The organism is Sporomusa intestinalis (assembly GCF_055383785.1).
This window is the reverse complement of sequence record NZ_AP042390.1, coordinates 4,298,936-4,313,482: the sequence shown is the minus strand read 5'-3', so window position 1 is coordinate 4,313,482 and position 14,547 is coordinate 4,298,936. Positions and strand designations below refer to the sequence as shown.

Genomic DNA, 14,547 nt, shown 5'->3' with positions numbered 1-14,547 from the left:
ACGGTAAATCAGCTACAATAGGTATGCGTATCTGACGATTCTAAGAGGTGAGCAGCGGTGAGTAAGGAAGCAGGCATAAAAATAGCAACGGAGAACCGGAAGGCCCGTCACGATTATCATATTCATGAAACCTATGAAGCCGGCATTGCTCTGACCGGCACCGAAGTGAAATCACTCCGGGCAGGCAAAGCGAATCTGAAGGATTCTTATGCAAGAATTGATAATGCGGAGCTTATGCTGCACAATCTGCACATTAGCCCCTATGAGCAGGGCAATCGCTTTAATCATGAACCGTTGCGGACCCGCAAGCTTTTAATGCACCGCTATGAAATCAATAAACTGATTGGCAAGACTAAGGAAAAAGGCTATACACTGGTGCCGCTTAAAATGTATTTTACCAGAGGCAAAGTCAAAGTAGAGCTGGGGCTGGCCAGTGGCAAGCATACCTATGACAAACGGCAGGACCTTGCTGAGCGGGATGCTAAGCGGGACATGGAACGGGCGTTGCGCGACAGGCAGAAGGAATAATTATTGTTGTTCCACTGCCTGTGTGCACTTGCTTTTTTCAGCCCACAGCTGCAAAATCAATATGCCGCCCAGGATTAGTACGCCGCCGCCGATCTGCAGCGGCGTTATTTTTTCATTAAGCAGGATCACGGACAGCAGCACGGTTATTACCGGTTCGGTGGTGCTGATAATGGAAGCACTGGTAGCGCCAATCCGGCTCATGCCGGCAAAAAAGCCCATAATCCCGACAATAGTGGGGATGAGGGCAATACCAATGATCGCCAGCCAGCCCTGGTATGACAGGCTCCAGGTAAAGCTGCCGGTAAGGAGCCCGGCCAGAACGAAAACGAGCGCCGCCGATGCGCATACATAGGTAGTGGTAACCATGGCATCAACCTGCTTCAGGCGCCGGTTGCCGACAACAATGTAGACTGAGTAGACGGCAGCGGCACCCAGGCCAAAAGCAAAGCCGAGCAGGCTGGCATTCTCAAAGGAGACGCCGAGAACCAGGAACAAGCCGGAAAAACAGATGGTGAGCGCCGCCCCTTTCGGCCAGGTGTACTGTTCGTCGCCAAGGCCAAAAGACAGCAAACTGACGATGGCCGGATAGGTATACAACAGCATTGCCGCCAGTGAGGCCGGCAGGTATTTGACCGCGAGGGCGAACAGCAGGGACATGGAGCCATAACCCAAACCGCCCATCAGCGAGAGGTCGCGCAGTAACTTTTTATCGACTGCCAGCGGAATACCACGCCATTTTAGAATAAGTGCCAGGCAAATTGCGGCGAGGACAAACCGTCCGGCCAGAATGGTGATAATGTTGGCGCCGGCAGCATAAGCAAACTTAATGAAAATTGCCAGGGTGGCAAAGCCGGCGGCTGAAGCTGCGACCAGCAGCATCCCGGTATGTTGTGATGACAAGATAATCACCTCCTCTAGCCCCAATATATTCGGCATAGGTAATATTAATCCTGTATATGGGTACTAAGATGGTAAAAGTTTTATTTGGCTGAACATGAGGTTTATGATATAATAAACGAATAAAGCAGTATATGCTTTGTTTGCAAATCCAGCAGTAATCCCAGATCCCCTTATTGATATGGGGGCGTACTGGTTTCGACAGGGGTAGTTATGGTATAGGTAGCGAGCCGGGGTTCCATCAGCCCGTCAACACGGTGGAAAAAAGTAAACGCAAACGAAGAATACGCTTTAGCAGCTTAATGCTAACGTCCTGCCTGCGCACTCCCGCGGCCTAGGATAGGGCGTCAATTAGTGGGATACCTGAAGCTCAATTCTCGGAGAGCCGACTGGGAAACTTTATCGAGATAGCAACGGCGAAGCCTGTCTGTGGGCGTCAACGGCGCGAAATTTTAAATCACCGACTGCGCTCGGAGAAGCTTATGCAGTAACATTCTTGGACAGGAGTTCGATTCTCCTCGCCTCCACCACAACATGATTGTCGCCTCCACCTGATGTATAATGGGTTTATGACCTGTATTATATATTATTGGGTGGAGGTTTTGTTATGCGTCTAACATGCCACTTTTGCGGGAAGGATTTTGAAAAAGAGGAAAAGGAAATACGGCGTCAGTTGCGGGCTGGCCGTAATCATTTTTTTTGCAGTCTTAGCTGTACAGCTTCTTATGCAAATAAAATACGGCATAAAACACCTGATGACGGATTAAAACCATATCAGCGGCGAACAAAGAAAATAGAAGAGCTCCTGGGTGAAAAGCTAAGTACCGCCAAGTCAAAGCTGAATAAAATATTAATGTTTGACCTGGCCAAAAAGTGCAATATGGATACCTGTTTTCGTTGTGGCCGGAAAATTAACGATATCGGCGAATTTACCATTGATCACAAGGAATCCTGGGTCCTAAGCGACAACCCGGCCCAGCTTTTTTACGACCTGGACAATATCGCTTTTAGTCATGCAAAATGTAACTATGAGATGGGAACCAAGACGTTTGTGAGCAACTGTAAGAATGAGGCAAAGGAAGAAGCGGGCTTATATATATACTAGAAATGAAATAAGAATAAGTACTGGACTATCTGATCAGATTGAACAATACCGCCTAAAATAAGTTGCTGGCTTAAAAGGTTCCCAGAAAGCAATATGCATAATGATTCAGGTTGAAAGTTGGAAACAATGTCCCTGTCCCCGCGTTTGCGTGTCAGCGGCGAACAAAGAAAATAGAAGAGCTCCTGGGTGAAAAGCTAAGTACCGCCAAGTCAAAGCTGAATAAAATATTAATGTTTGACCTGGCCAAAAAGTGCAATATGGATACCTGTTTTCGGTGTGGCCGGAAAATTAACGATATCGGCGAATTTACCATTGATCACAAGGAATCCTGGGTCCTAAGCGACAACCCGGCCCAGCTTTTTTACGACATGGACAATATCGCTTTTAGTCATGCAAAATGTAACTATGAGATGGGAACCAAGACGTTTGTGAGCAACTGTAAGAATGAGGCAAAGGAAGAAGCGGGCTTATATATATACTAGAAATGAAATAAGAATAAGTACTGGACTATCTGATCAGATTGAACAATACCGCCTAAAATAAGTTGCTGGCTTAAAAGGTTCCCAGAAAGCAATATGCATAATGATTCAGGTTGAAAGTTGGAAACAATATCCCTGTCCCCGCGTTTGCGTGTTAAGATAATAGTGGGGGAAGGACTAAAATGGTGGCGTGCAGAATAAGTGAACAAAAGCTTTTCTGGAGGAACATGCGATTATGATTAATCGTTGCATGAAAGATTTGGATATCTTTTCTGCTTTGTCTCACGCCGAACGTGAGCAAATCGGCATCCTTGCTCTTAAGCGAATCTACAGAAAAAACGAGCCAATCTTCAATCAAGGAACGGAAGCGGATGCCATTTATCTTATTAAATCTGGTAGGGTGAGGCTCTACAAAATATCTGAAGACGGTAAAGAGTTTACGCTCGACTATATGAAATCAGAGGATATCTTTGGCGAAGTCACATTTTTTGAAAATGCTGTGCATACGATGAGTGCCGTGGCCATGGAAGACACATTTATCTGTTGTTGCACTAAAGAACTATTTGTCAAACTTTTAGAAAGTCCTCAAACAGCCCTGAAAATTGTCCAGTATTTAGGGAAAAGAATGAATGAATACACAGAGAATATGTCTCGTACTGTTTTTATGGATGTAAGAGGAAGGGTTTTAAGTGTGCTCTGTAAGCTTGCTGAAAGTTATGGACAACAAACTGGTGGTGGAATCATCCTAGCACTAGATCTCACTCACCAGGATATCGGTAGTCTGGTAAATGCTTCGCGTGTAATGGTAACCAATGTTTTAGGTGAATTACGCAAAGAAAATCTGGTTCACATAGATGGTCAGCGTATTGTCTTGCCCAACAAGTGTATTACCATGTATCAAAATCGACTTATCTAAAAAAAGTATTATTGTAAAGCAGTTTACAACATCTTTCACCTCCCTGAGTTATTATTTAATTAAGCCAATCACTACTACATAAAAGGATAAAATGGGAGGTATGTTAGATGAAAGTACTTGGAGTTTCAGGTTCACCTATTCCCAACAGCAATACCGATCGTGCCGTCAAAGCAATATTGGATGCAACAGGATTGGAAATAGAGTTTATTAAATTGAGCGACTATAAATACTCTGGTTGCACGCATTGTTTAGAATGTACATACACGAATAAGTGTGTCATTGATGACGACGGTCCTATGCTAATAGAAAAAGCCAGGGAAGCAAGCGCAATTGTAATAGGGGGATGGACGCCTTTCTCATCATTGGATTCCCGGACAAAGGCATTTATAGAGAGATGTTTTGCTAATCGCCATTTAAAGAACTATATGAAAGGTAAACCAGCTGTTTCCGTTGTTACACACGCGGCACCGGAAGAAAATCCCGAGTTGCCGCCAGCGGCTTCTATGGGGCAAAATGCTATCATGTACTATGTGATAGAGGAAGGGATGAATTATCTCGGTGGGGTAAAAGTCGTAGGCAACGTGCCTTGTATCAGATGTGGTGTCGGCGACACGTGTGAGATATCCGGTCTAAAGATGCTATTGGGCCCGACTGCCACGGTAGCAAAAGCCGGTGTGAAAAAATTTGAAGAACAACCGGCAGTGGCAGAGGCAGTTAGATTGGGTAAGCTGATTGCTGAGGCACTTGCAAAGAAAGGGTAAATACTAGTTTTTAATAGGCGTCGAACATAATGATGCGATAAAGACCTTTCACGTAAATAACAAAAGGGGCTTTGTCGTTCTTACTTTGAGACACGGTAAATAAAAGAAACATGCCCTACGGTTCCAAGAAGAAATGAACCGTAGGGTATTTGTCATAAGAGCCAGTTTTTTACTTCGTCTGGATAGAGAATGCCTGTGACTGATTGAATCTGAACTGCGAAAAAAAAGTAGTATAAGAATATGCAACCGGTCAGAAAAAAATCCTGCCGGTGGGGTTTAGTTTACTTGCAATTCGCTCGAAATGAGCTATAATTAACAATAGGTGGAAATTAAAAGGTCGCCGTGACCTGGAAGTGTTCCCGCACTTCCAGGCCCGCGCAAGGTGAATACAGCACCTACACGTAACAGCCAAGCTGTCCACGACGACATTTCTATTATACACCGCGCTTCTGCCGCCGCACAAGCGGGAGCGCGCGGGTTAATAGACTTTGCCGGCGGGTGACGCCGGGCTGTGAGTGCGACGGACGCAGCAATTGATTCCGACTAGTCTCAGCAGCTGATGATTAGCAGCAGGGAACCGGGACCCTACGGTTTATGGCCGCCTTGCTGCTCAGGCCGGATTGTCCGGCTTATTAGCGTTGAGTATGTAATAGATATCGCCACAGGACGCATGTGTAGGGATAAACCCTTTGCATGCGTTCTTTTTAATTTCCCCCTGTAAAAAAGCTGACGGCAATTACCGGCCGCAGTCTGATATAGGGGGTATATATATGTCTGATCAATTCATGGCATCCGGTTCGCCTGTTTGCCCGGGGCTGGTGTCGGCCCTGCCGGCAGAGCGGAACTGGGAGCCGCAGCAGCCCGGGGCCGAGCAGGACGACCGGCTGATGCTGCAAAACATCTTAAATGAGGCCTTTAATCAGTATATCTTTACCAGGGTGGACAATATCCTCAAACTGGCCGAAACCAATGATGCCGACTACCGTAAGACGGTTCATGAGGTCAGCAGCCTCCTGAACCGTCTGCTGAAGCTGGCCGGAAAACTGCAGGACCAGTATCCGGAATTGATTGACCTGGTCATGGAATTGGAGTCATTCACAGCCCTGGAATCGGGCCAGTCGGCGGAAATCGCCTATAAGCAGGGCTTGCGGGACTGCAGCCATATCCACCAGGAGTTTATGACTTTCCTGCAGCAGCGCTAGGCTGGAAGTACAACGGTTACTTCCTCCGCTTGACAGCAGGGGACGCTCCTTTTTTGTCATAAAAGGGAGGTAGCTACGCCAATTACTGCAGCGGCTTATTCATACTGTATTCCATCACCAATATATGGTTAAAGATGTGAATGTTGTGATTCTTAAGCGGTTTTCTGTGTTTTAGTTAAATAATATCGTTTTTTATAGTAAAGTGGTGGAATCATTTTTGGAAGTTTGTTTTTGTACAGCCTGACGTTCCCAATTGTCACTGTTAATCCAACGAAAGCAGCTATTTTAAAAACTCCAAACCGAAACGTAATTTATTTAGCATTGGCTAGGCAGTTGCAAGTAAATCTTATTTATTTCGGATCAGGGCTGTAGTTTATGGAATAAAATGAAAATATTTCGACTATTTATAATTGCTTGCGCATTTAGAATCCGGGTGTTATAATGCACTCAAGAATACATATATTAATAATATATGTATTGAAGCAATATTGAAAAACGAGTGTGCCTAGGGATTCGCAGGGTAGTGCTGGACAGAACCGAGTGGCGCAGATGCACACTAAGTGCATTACACCGTGAGGATAAAAGCCTCAGCGGAAGGTCGTGAATACGATTTTCCGCTGAGGCTTTTTTTCTTTACCCTAAACGCATAAATATCCTCTTGGTTAGGCCAATCGACGATTGTTCAAGACAAAATAAAAAAGAGGTGAAGCTTTGTGGGAGCTTTGGATGAAATGGTCTGCCAGACAGCAATATCATCAATAGAAAATGGAGTCTTACGGTACTATGGCTGTTCTATTGAGGACCTGGCAAAGAATGCTTCATTTGAAGAGACAATCTATCTTCTCTGGTATGGAAGATTGCCCAACCGACTCGAGCTAAAGGCGCTCAAGCAGGATTTGTATGAGAACGCCGTACTGCCGGAAAGAATATATGATCTGCTGCATTTATATGCTCCGTGGGGCAACCCTATGGCCAAACTAAGAACCTGTATATCCTTTCTTACCCATTTTGACGACGAAGTAATGGACCACTCCTTCGCGGCCGACCACCGGAAATCAATTCGTATTATGGCCCGTATTGCCTCTATTGTCGCCGCAATTGACAGGATTCGCAAAGGCTTAAAGCCCGTCGAACTGCCTGCTTTTGCCTCCCATTCGCTGGCAGAAACCTTTCTGTGGCATCTTACCGGAGAAAAGCCGGAACCAATTGCCGTGAGGGCGCTGGATCGGTGTTTCGTTCTTCACGCGGAACATGAGTTGAATGCGTCAACCTTTGCGGCCCGGGTTACGGTATCCACTATGTCAGACATCTATTCCGGCATTGTATCGGCCATAGGCACTCTTAAAGGGCCATTGCACGGAAACGCCAACGAGCAGGTTGCCAATATGCTGCATGAAATTGGCGAGGTTAGCGGCGTCGAGGCTTATATTGACCGTAAAATAACCAACAAAGAACTCATTATGGGGTTTGGCCACCGTGTTTATAAAAATGGCGATCCCAGAGCCGCCTGTTTACGGGAACTGTCCGGGGAATTAGCCGAATGGACGGGCGATTTCCGCTGGTACGACATATCCGTGGAAATCGAGAAGTTAGTCCGCGAGAAAAAAGGTCTGCTGCCAAACGTGGATTTCTATTCGGCCTCTGTTTACCTGTATCTGGGTATCCCCAGTGATTTGTTTACTTTGATTTTTGCCATTAGCCGCACAAGCGGCTGGCTGGCACACATCCTGGAGCAACATGAGGACAATAGGCTCATTCGGCCGCGCGCCCACTATACCGGCAAAAAAGAGGTGCCGTGGATTCCGCTGGAAAACAGGTAGTATCAACAGCCAGCAGGCTGAAACAGGGAGGAGAGCACTAATCTATGCATAAAGTGACATTGATACCTGGTGACGGCATTGGCGCGGAAATTGCCGAGGCCGTCCAACATATTTTTGCGGCTGCGGGAGCACCGGTAACCTGGGAAGTTTGCTATGCCGGCCAGGCAGGGGTGAGCCGCTTGGCCGAACCATTACCGGAGCAAACGTTAACCAGTATTCGCACCAATCGGGTGGCGCTGAAGGGCCCGCTTGCCACTCAGGTGGGAGAAGGCTATCGCAGTATTAATGTTACCCTTCGCAAGACATTTGATCTATATTGTAATTTACGGCCGGTAAAGTCGTTGCCCGGTGTCCGGACGCGCTATCCGGAGGGGGTCGATTTGGTAATCTTCCGGGAGAACACGGAGGACTTATACAGCGGGGCGGAACACCGGACGGGATGCCAGGCCGCAGTGGGACTAAAGGTTATTACGGCCGAGGCCTCCCGGCGCATCGCCCAGGCCGCTTTTGCCTATGCCGCCGCCCAGGGCCGCAAACGGGTAACTGCTGTTCACAAAGCCAATATTATGAAATTTACTGACGGCCTGTTCCTGCAGTGTGTCAGGGAAGTAGCCGAGCGGTTCCCGGCTATAGATTACGATGAAGTCATCGTGGATAATCTGTGCATGCAGCTGGTAGTTCGCCCCTGGAAATTCGATGTTTTAGTGGCACCGAACCTGTATGGAGACATTATCTCCGATCTATGCGCCGGGTTAGTCGGCGGGCTGGGCCTGGTGCCTGGTGCGAACCTGGGAGCGGAGTGGGCAATTTTTGAGGCCGTTCATGGTACGGCTCCTGATATTGCCGGTAAAAATATGGCTAATCCGGCGGCGCTGCTTTTGTCTGGCGTAATGATGCTGGAGCACCTGGGAGAAAAAACGGTGGCTGAAAAAATTCGGTCAGCGCTGGAAAAAGTGCTGGCCGACGGTCAGATTCGGACTCCGGACTTAGGCGGGGCGGCAACTACCGTGGAGATGACGGCAGCTATTATAAAAAAACTACAGCACCACTAGAGCGGATGAGGGGCAGCTGTTTATGATGCTGTAGGGAAAGGCGGGGAAGATGGTTAAAGTAATAAACAGAGGGGTTTACCTTATCAATGGCCGGATAATTGTTGAAGACAAAAATCAACTAAGGGCGTATGGGGCCGGCAAGTATTCAGCAAATGATATAGAGAACGCCTGGACCAACACCATTTCGTATCAAATTTTGCAGGCCCATAATACGACCGGGGACGCTCAACATTTGAAAATTCGTTTTGATTCCCTGGCTTCTCACGATATTACGTATGTGGGAATCATTCAAACCGCTTGTGCGAGCGGCCTTACCGAATTCCCCGTACCCTACGTTTTGACCAATTGCCACAATAGCCTGTGCGCGGTAGGGGGGACAATTAACGAGGACGATCATATCTACGGGCTTTCCGCTGCCCGCAAGTTTGGCGGCATTTACGTTCCGGCCCACCAGGCGGTTATCCATCAATATATGAGAGAAATGATGGCTGGGGGCGGGAAGATGATCCTGGGTTCAGACAGCCATACCCGGTATGGTGCGTTGGGGACGATGGGGTTCGGCGAAGGCGGCCCTGAACTGGTTAAGCAGCTGCTGGGCAAGACGTACGACATTGCTTACCCCGACGTTGTGGCGGTATACCTGGACGGCCAGCCTGTACCAGGGGTTGGGCCGCAGGACGTAGCGTTAGCAATTATCGGCGCTGTGTTTGGCAATGGCTTTGCCAAAAATAAAATACTGGAATTCGTAGGGCCAGGTGTAGCGAATCTTTCCGTCGATTTTCGAAACGGCATAGATGTCATGACGACCGAGACGGCGTGCTTGTCCTCCATTTGGTGTACCGATGAAAAGGTGAGCGAGTATTATCGCATCCATGGCCGTCCGGAGGAATATGGCAGGCTGGAGCCTGGTGAGCTGAGTTATTATGACGGAGTAATTGCGGTGGACTTAGGCCGGGTTGAGCCGATGATCGCGTTACCGTTTCATCCCAGCAACGTCTGGCCAATTTCCGAACTGAACCGGAATGCGCTGGAAATACTCCGTGAGGTTGAACTACTTGGGCAAAAACAATGGGAAAACCCTGACGCATTATTCCGCTTAACGGACAAAGTAGTCAAGGGTCGTTTACAGGTCGAGCAGGGGATCGTGGCAGGGTGTGCGGGCGGAACGTTTGAAAACATTGCTGCCATGGCCCAGGTGCTTGACGGGAAATCCATCGGCGCTGACAAGTTTTCGCTAAGTATTTATCCATCAAGTCAACCGGTGAACCTTGCATTAATTCGCAGCCAGTCAATAGAAAAGCTATTACCGGCAGGCGCTATTCTCAAGACCGCTTTCTGCGGCCCCTGTTTTGGCGCAGGCGATGTTCCTGCCAATAATGGTTTGAGTATTCGGCATACGACCCGTAATTTCCCCAACCGGGAAGGCTCCAAGCCGGGCGATGGCCAGATCGCCTCCGTTGCTTTGATGGATGCCCGCTCCATAGCAGCTACCGCCCTGAACGGCGGTATCCTGACTCCGGCCACCGACATTGATTTTCCGGCCGCAGCGATACCCTATCAGTTTAACCGGCAGGTGTATGCAAACCGTGTCTACCAGGGATTCAGTAAGGCCAAGCCGGAAGAGCAAATCGTCTTTGGGCCTAATATTGCTGCCTGGCCTAAAATTCGGGCCTTACCGAAGCATCTTTTGCTCAGCGTGGCGGCAGTGATTCATGACCCTGTCACAACAACCGATGAGCTTATTCCGTCAGGCGAGGCTTCTTCGTTCCGTTCCAACCCGATAAAACTGGCGGAGTTTACTCTTGCCAGAAAGGATCCTGACTATGTTGGCCGGGCCAAGTCGGTTCAGGCACTTGAGCGAAAGCGCCAGACTCTGCCGGGGGAGGTAGTGGCCAAGGAACTGGAGCCTATTTTACGGCCAATCTTGGCTGACGGTGCCGACGAACCGGAACAATTGCAGCGTCTAATTCAGGATACCGGGCTAGGCAGCGTTATCTTTGCGGTAAAACCGGGAGATGGCTCCGCCAGGGAACAGGCTGCTTCTTCCCAAAGGGTACTGGGGGGAGACGCTAATATTGCCATTGAGTATGCAACAAAGCGGTATCGCAGCAATTTAATTAACTGGGGAATGATTCCGTTTACTATTGGTGCAGAAGATAAAAATAAACTGCGGGTTAATGACCACATTTTTATCCCGAACATTCACCAGGCTGTTAAAAATGGGACCGAAGTAATTTCTGCTTCCCTGATTAGTACCACCGGAATCACATCAATTGCCCTGAAAATGGAGAATCTGTCCCCCGAGGACCGGGACATTATACTTGCCGGTTGTTTAATTAATTACTATGCAAACTAAGCCGGTTGCGGCTAAAGCGGCGGTAAGGACTAGCAGCTGCGCCTATAAAAAAGTTAAAATATCTTTTAGTGCTTTCCTATTTATTTGCCGGTAATTCTCCTACAAAAACAGTAATCCAGCGGCCTTTGGCTTGCGGTGAGCGAGCAGGGATAAGCGTAATCCCCAGCTCATTCATAGCGCGGCCAAACTGGGTATCATTGATTACTTTACCGGCAAGATGATCCTCAAGGGTAAGCCTGGCAGCAGCCGTTGAAAGAAAGATAGCGTGTCTGTCAGTATATAGGCTAAGAGGAATGCCATGATTGCGTAAAAATTGGCGTGTCACATCCACATAGCCCATAAGACCTTCATGTTTCGTGAGGCAAAGTCCGATAATCTTGCCTGTAGCATCATTTTGTGGATTAAAATAGCAGGGCCTTCCTGAACAAATCCTTTCTTTAGCCTAATGACTTGACGCTTACTTAAAGCTAGACTCGCTGCAGCCTGCTCAAGGGTAAGGGAACCGTCAACTAGCCGCTGTAAAATGCTGTGCCTATTCATTGTTTTTGGGACAATAGATAATGCACCTCGTTATTCATAGTGACATTTTATCGCGATAATCTACAAGGTGACATTATGACAAGTTAAACACAACCAGCGATACAGACTCCTTGACAACGCAAACCAACAGTGTATAATATTAGCCAATATAATAAATTGTTTTCTAGGGTTCCGCAGTTCGCTGGTCTGGTCCGAGAGAAAACGACAGTCTACGGACTGTGGCACGGAGGGATAAAAGCCCGGGAGAATAGCTGCAACAGGGCAGCTTATTTTCCCGGGCTTTATTTATCTGTATTGTGTTAATAATAAAGCAGGAGGTAAGGCGATATGAACAAAATCTGGCTGTCAGTTGTTATTGCGGCTTGCTTTGAAGTGGGCTGGGTAATCGGGCTCAAGCATGCGGATAATGCCGGGGAATGGGGCGGGACAGTAATCGCCATAATCATTAGCTTTTATCTGTTGATTATGGCTGGGCGCGATCTGGCCGTGGGAACGGTATATGCCGTTTTCGTCGGCCTTGGCACAGCGGGGACCGTACTGGCGGAGATCCTGTTGTTTGCTGCCCCTGTCGTACCGGCCAAGCTCGCCTTGATTGCCTTATTGCTAAGCGGCGTTATCAGTCTTAAGATGCTGAGTAAGCGGCAAGAGCAGGAGGTGTCATAGTATGGACTGGCTATTTTTAATCCTGGCAGGCGGTTTTGAGATGATCGGGGTTGCCATGATTAACAAGCTGCACAAAGACCGCAACTGGCAGGCCTTTGCTCTGTTGTTTACCGGCTTTGGCCTGAGTTTTTTCTTTCTGGCGCTGGCGATGAAAACACTGCCTATGGGCACCGCCTATGCGGTGTGGACGGGGATTGGCGCTGCAGGCGGCGCAATCCTGGGGATGTTGGTATATGGCGAACCTAGAGATTTAGCAAGAATTATTTCTATTGCCATTGTGCTAAGCTCTGCTGTTGGGTTAAAGCTGATTGGATAATCATCATTCGGATTAGTGATGGGCGCTTCAGAGGAAGCATAAAACCCGTAATTTTTTGCGGGTTTTATGCTGTTTATTTGCAGGTATGAGTGGTGGCGGGAGGAAAAAATACGATTTTTTTTTACAAGCAACAACCCTATTTGTGCGCAAGGAGTTTGCCGGATTTAGCTAGAATAGTAAAGAATGGCATAATTTTGAAAGTACAGTTGAGTCAAAGGAGCGTCCCCGGACTCTCTCGCTGAATAGTGGCACCATTGAGCTGGAAAAGAATGGGAGATAATAAGATACATGGAAAAGATACGAATAGCTATTGTCGGGCCTTCCGATTCGGTGTCCTTAGCCTATGCGGTAGCAAGGGAACGAAACGATATCTTAGCGCCGCAGGTTATCATCTATCAGGATGCAGCACAGGTTCCCGAGATTATGCAAGCCCGCTGCCCGGAATTTGATATGTGGTTATTCTCCGGCATTGTGCCATATCACTATGCGCTGTCTGTAGCCACACACAAGCCGGTGTTTTATATCCCCCACACCGGCTCCAGCTTATACCGGGCCTTGTTTGAGATTACGTATATTAAAAAACGGAAGCTCCATAGAATCAGCTTTGACACCTACAGTCAGGGCGATGTAGAAGAAACATTTAAGGACATAAATCTACCATTGCCTACCATCTATGTTAAACCTTTTGCCGATGTGGTTTCGGCCAAGGATTTTGCGAGTCATCATTATGAATTATGGCAGGCTGGCAAGATTGATATTGCCGTCACTTGTTTTTTGGCAACTTATGAAAAATTAAAAGAACTAGGGGTACCTGTTATTCGCGTCTGGACGACACGGAGCAATATCCGCACAACGTTGGATGTGGCAATAAATTCCTGTTTGGCGCAACGGTTTAAAGGAACTCAACTGGCGATACAAGAAATTGCAATTGATGAATACGATAATATAGTACGGGCCAGTTCAAGCTATAATGTGAAACGGATGGAAATGTGTTTATACAAGATTTTAATCGACTATGCCGAAATGCTCAAAGGTTCGCTTGTAAGCCGGGGTGATGGCCAGTATACTTTGTATTCTACCCGGGGCATACTGGAAGAAATCACCAATGAACTTACGGTTATTCCTATTCTGGAAGAAATATCCTGCCAGGTAAAGGCGGCGGTCAGCGGCGGCATTGGGTTCGGTGTTACGGCCTATGACGCCGAACAAAATGCATTTCGTGCCCTGGGCATTGCCCAGCAGAAAGGCACGGGCTTATGGCTGGCAGTCAATGATGACCGGGAAGTGATCGGCCCATTAAGCTCGGCCGTCTACCTTAAATATTCCGTGCAGGCCGATGCTGCGGCCTGTAAGCGCGTGGCGGACGAACTAAACCTCAGCGTCACTACGGTAAATCGTTTGCTGGCAGTAATTGATAAACTGGATAAGGATACGATTGGGGCGGAGGAGTTAGCCGTATATCTGACCATTACGGCCCGCAGCGCCAGAAGAATCTTAACTATAATGGTGGCGAATGGGTTGGCTGAGTTGGCCGGGGAAGAGATGCTTGCCAAGGGGCGGCCGCGTAAACTCTATAAAATCAATGTCCGCTTACTGCTGGAGCATTTCACATAATCAAGATAAATTCAGCTAAAATATATTGACAATGGCCATAAAAGCAAGTATAGTATATTACATAGCAATGAAGCTCTCGTATTTTTATATACGAGGGCTTTTGTTGTACAGTACGAGGTAAAACTCGTTTTTTAAATTGCTATTTAAGGAAATATCCGTAAATAGACTGAAAATGGAATGACGGCATACTGCTTATGCGGTTTGCCTAGTACCTCATCTCCCTTCAAACCAAGGATATTTTGCGCATCTTTTCCCGCCCTGCTTCGTTGTCGTCGCCTTACATATGTCCGATATGTGC

15 protein-coding genes, 1 other RNA gene and 1 riboswitch are annotated in these 14,547 nt (G+C 47.5%); of the genes, 13 read left to right on the top strand and 3 right to left on the bottom strand.

Annotation, left to right across the window (positions count from 1 at the left end):
* The first annotated feature begins 57 nt into the window (after positions 1-57).
* Positions 58-528, top strand: a complete 471-nt coding sequence (gene smpB / locus ACZ481_RS20085) for an SsrA-binding protein SmpB (protein WP_144351313.1) — start codon at positions 58-60, stop codon at positions 526-528.
* Here smpB and ACZ481_RS20080 read toward each other — a convergent pair whose 3' ends face one another.
* Positions 529-1,437 carry a DMT family transporter gene (locus tag ACZ481_RS20080; RefSeq protein ID WP_464770663.1) on the bottom strand — a complete coding sequence of 303 codons (909 nt, stop codon included), beginning with the start codon at positions 1,435-1,437 and terminating at the stop codon, positions 529-531.
* Between the two features lie 171 nt (positions 1,438-1,608).
* Here ACZ481_RS20080 and ssrA point away from each other — a divergent pair.
* The 9 genes from ssrA to ACZ481_RS20035 all read left to right on the top strand — a co-directional run bounded on the left by ssrA (position 1,609) and on the right by ACZ481_RS20035 (position 11,116).
* Positions 1,609-1,955, top strand: a transfer-messenger RNA (tmRNA) gene (gene ssrA, locus ACZ481_RS20075).
* A 77-nt stretch (positions 1,956-2,032) separates the two neighbouring features.
* Positions 2,033-2,530 (top strand): HNH endonuclease, encoded by a 498-nt coding sequence (locus tag ACZ481_RS20070; protein ID WP_464767113.1) that lies wholly within the window; start codon positions 2,033-2,035, stop codon positions 2,528-2,530.
* Positions 2,531-2,787: 257 nt separating this feature from the next.
* A complete protein-coding gene (locus tag ACZ481_RS20065) occupies positions 2,788-3,012 on the top strand; it encodes an HNH endonuclease (protein WP_464767112.1) in 225 nt (74 codons plus the stop codon).
* A gap of 247 nt (positions 3,013-3,259) precedes the next feature.
* Entirely contained in the window at positions 3,260-3,925 is a 666-nt protein-coding gene (locus ACZ481_RS20060; protein WP_464767111.1) for a Crp/Fnr family transcriptional regulator, read from the top strand.
* A gap of 107 nt (positions 3,926-4,032) precedes the next feature.
* On the top strand, positions 4,033-4,686 hold the full coding sequence (locus tag ACZ481_RS20055; protein WP_464767110.1) for a flavodoxin family protein: 654 nt from the start codon (positions 4,033-4,035) through the stop codon (positions 4,684-4,686).
* Positions 4,687-5,456: 770 nt separating this feature from the next.
* Positions 5,457-5,888 carry a hypothetical protein gene (locus tag ACZ481_RS20050; RefSeq protein ID WP_464767109.1) on the top strand — a complete coding sequence of 144 codons (432 nt, stop codon included), beginning with the start codon at positions 5,457-5,459 and terminating at the stop codon, positions 5,886-5,888.
* A gap of 713 nt (positions 5,889-6,601) precedes the next feature.
* Positions 6,602-7,708: a citrate/2-methylcitrate synthase gene (locus tag ACZ481_RS20045; RefSeq protein ID WP_464767108.1), complete on the top strand. Its 1,107-nt coding sequence runs from the start codon at positions 6,602-6,604 to the stop codon at positions 7,706-7,708.
* A 44-nt stretch (positions 7,709-7,752) separates the two neighbouring features.
* Positions 7,753-8,760 (top strand): isocitrate/isopropylmalate dehydrogenase family protein, encoded by a 1,008-nt coding sequence (locus ACZ481_RS20040; protein ID WP_464767107.1) that lies wholly within the window; start codon positions 7,753-7,755, stop codon positions 8,758-8,760.
* Between the two features lie 49 nt (positions 8,761-8,809).
* The gene (locus tag ACZ481_RS20035) at positions 8,810-11,116 is read left to right on the top strand and encodes a hydratase (protein ID WP_464767106.1); all 2,307 of its coding nucleotides are present in this window, start codon (positions 8,810-8,812) and stop codon (positions 11,114-11,116) included.
* A 76-nt stretch (positions 11,117-11,192) separates the two neighbouring features.
* On the opposite strand, the gene ACZ481_RS20030 is transcribed toward ACZ481_RS20035, so the two are convergent.
* Together ACZ481_RS20030 and ACZ481_RS20025 are read right to left on the bottom strand one after the other, a co-directional pair.
* Complete coding sequence (locus ACZ481_RS20030; RefSeq protein WP_464767105.1) at positions 11,193-11,456, bottom strand: hypothetical protein; 264 nt, start codon at positions 11,454-11,456, stop codon at positions 11,193-11,195.
* On the bottom strand, positions 11,438-11,656 hold the full coding sequence (locus ACZ481_RS20025) for a helix-turn-helix domain-containing protein (RefSeq protein WP_464767104.1): 219 nt from the start codon (positions 11,654-11,656) through the stop codon (positions 11,438-11,440). Before ACZ481_RS20025 ends, ACZ481_RS20030 begins: the two co-directional genes overlap by 19 nt.
* Positions 11,657-11,808: 152 nt before the next feature.
* Positions 11,809-11,904, top strand: a riboswitch (guanidine-I (ykkC/yxkD leader).
* A gap of 79 nt (positions 11,905-11,983) precedes the next feature.
* Between ACZ481_RS20025 and ACZ481_RS20020 the strand changes: the two genes are divergently transcribed.
* The 3 genes from ACZ481_RS20020 (at position 11,984) to ACZ481_RS20010 (ending at position 14,249) form a co-directional block, all read left to right on the top strand.
* On the top strand, positions 11,984-12,319 hold the full coding sequence (locus ACZ481_RS20020) for a DMT family transporter (RefSeq protein WP_464767103.1): 336 nt from the start codon (positions 11,984-11,986) through the stop codon (positions 12,317-12,319).
* A 1-nt stretch (position 12,320) separates the two neighbouring features.
* On the top strand, positions 12,321-12,635 hold the full coding sequence (locus ACZ481_RS20015; protein ID WP_464767102.1) for a DMT family transporter: 315 nt from the start codon (positions 12,321-12,323) through the stop codon (positions 12,633-12,635).
* A gap of 288 nt (positions 12,636-12,923) precedes the next feature.
* Positions 12,924-14,249 (top strand): GTP cyclohydrolase, encoded by a 1,326-nt coding sequence (locus ACZ481_RS20010; protein WP_464767101.1) that lies wholly within the window; start codon positions 12,924-12,926, stop codon positions 14,247-14,249.
* Positions 14,250-14,547: the final 298 nt, after the last annotated feature.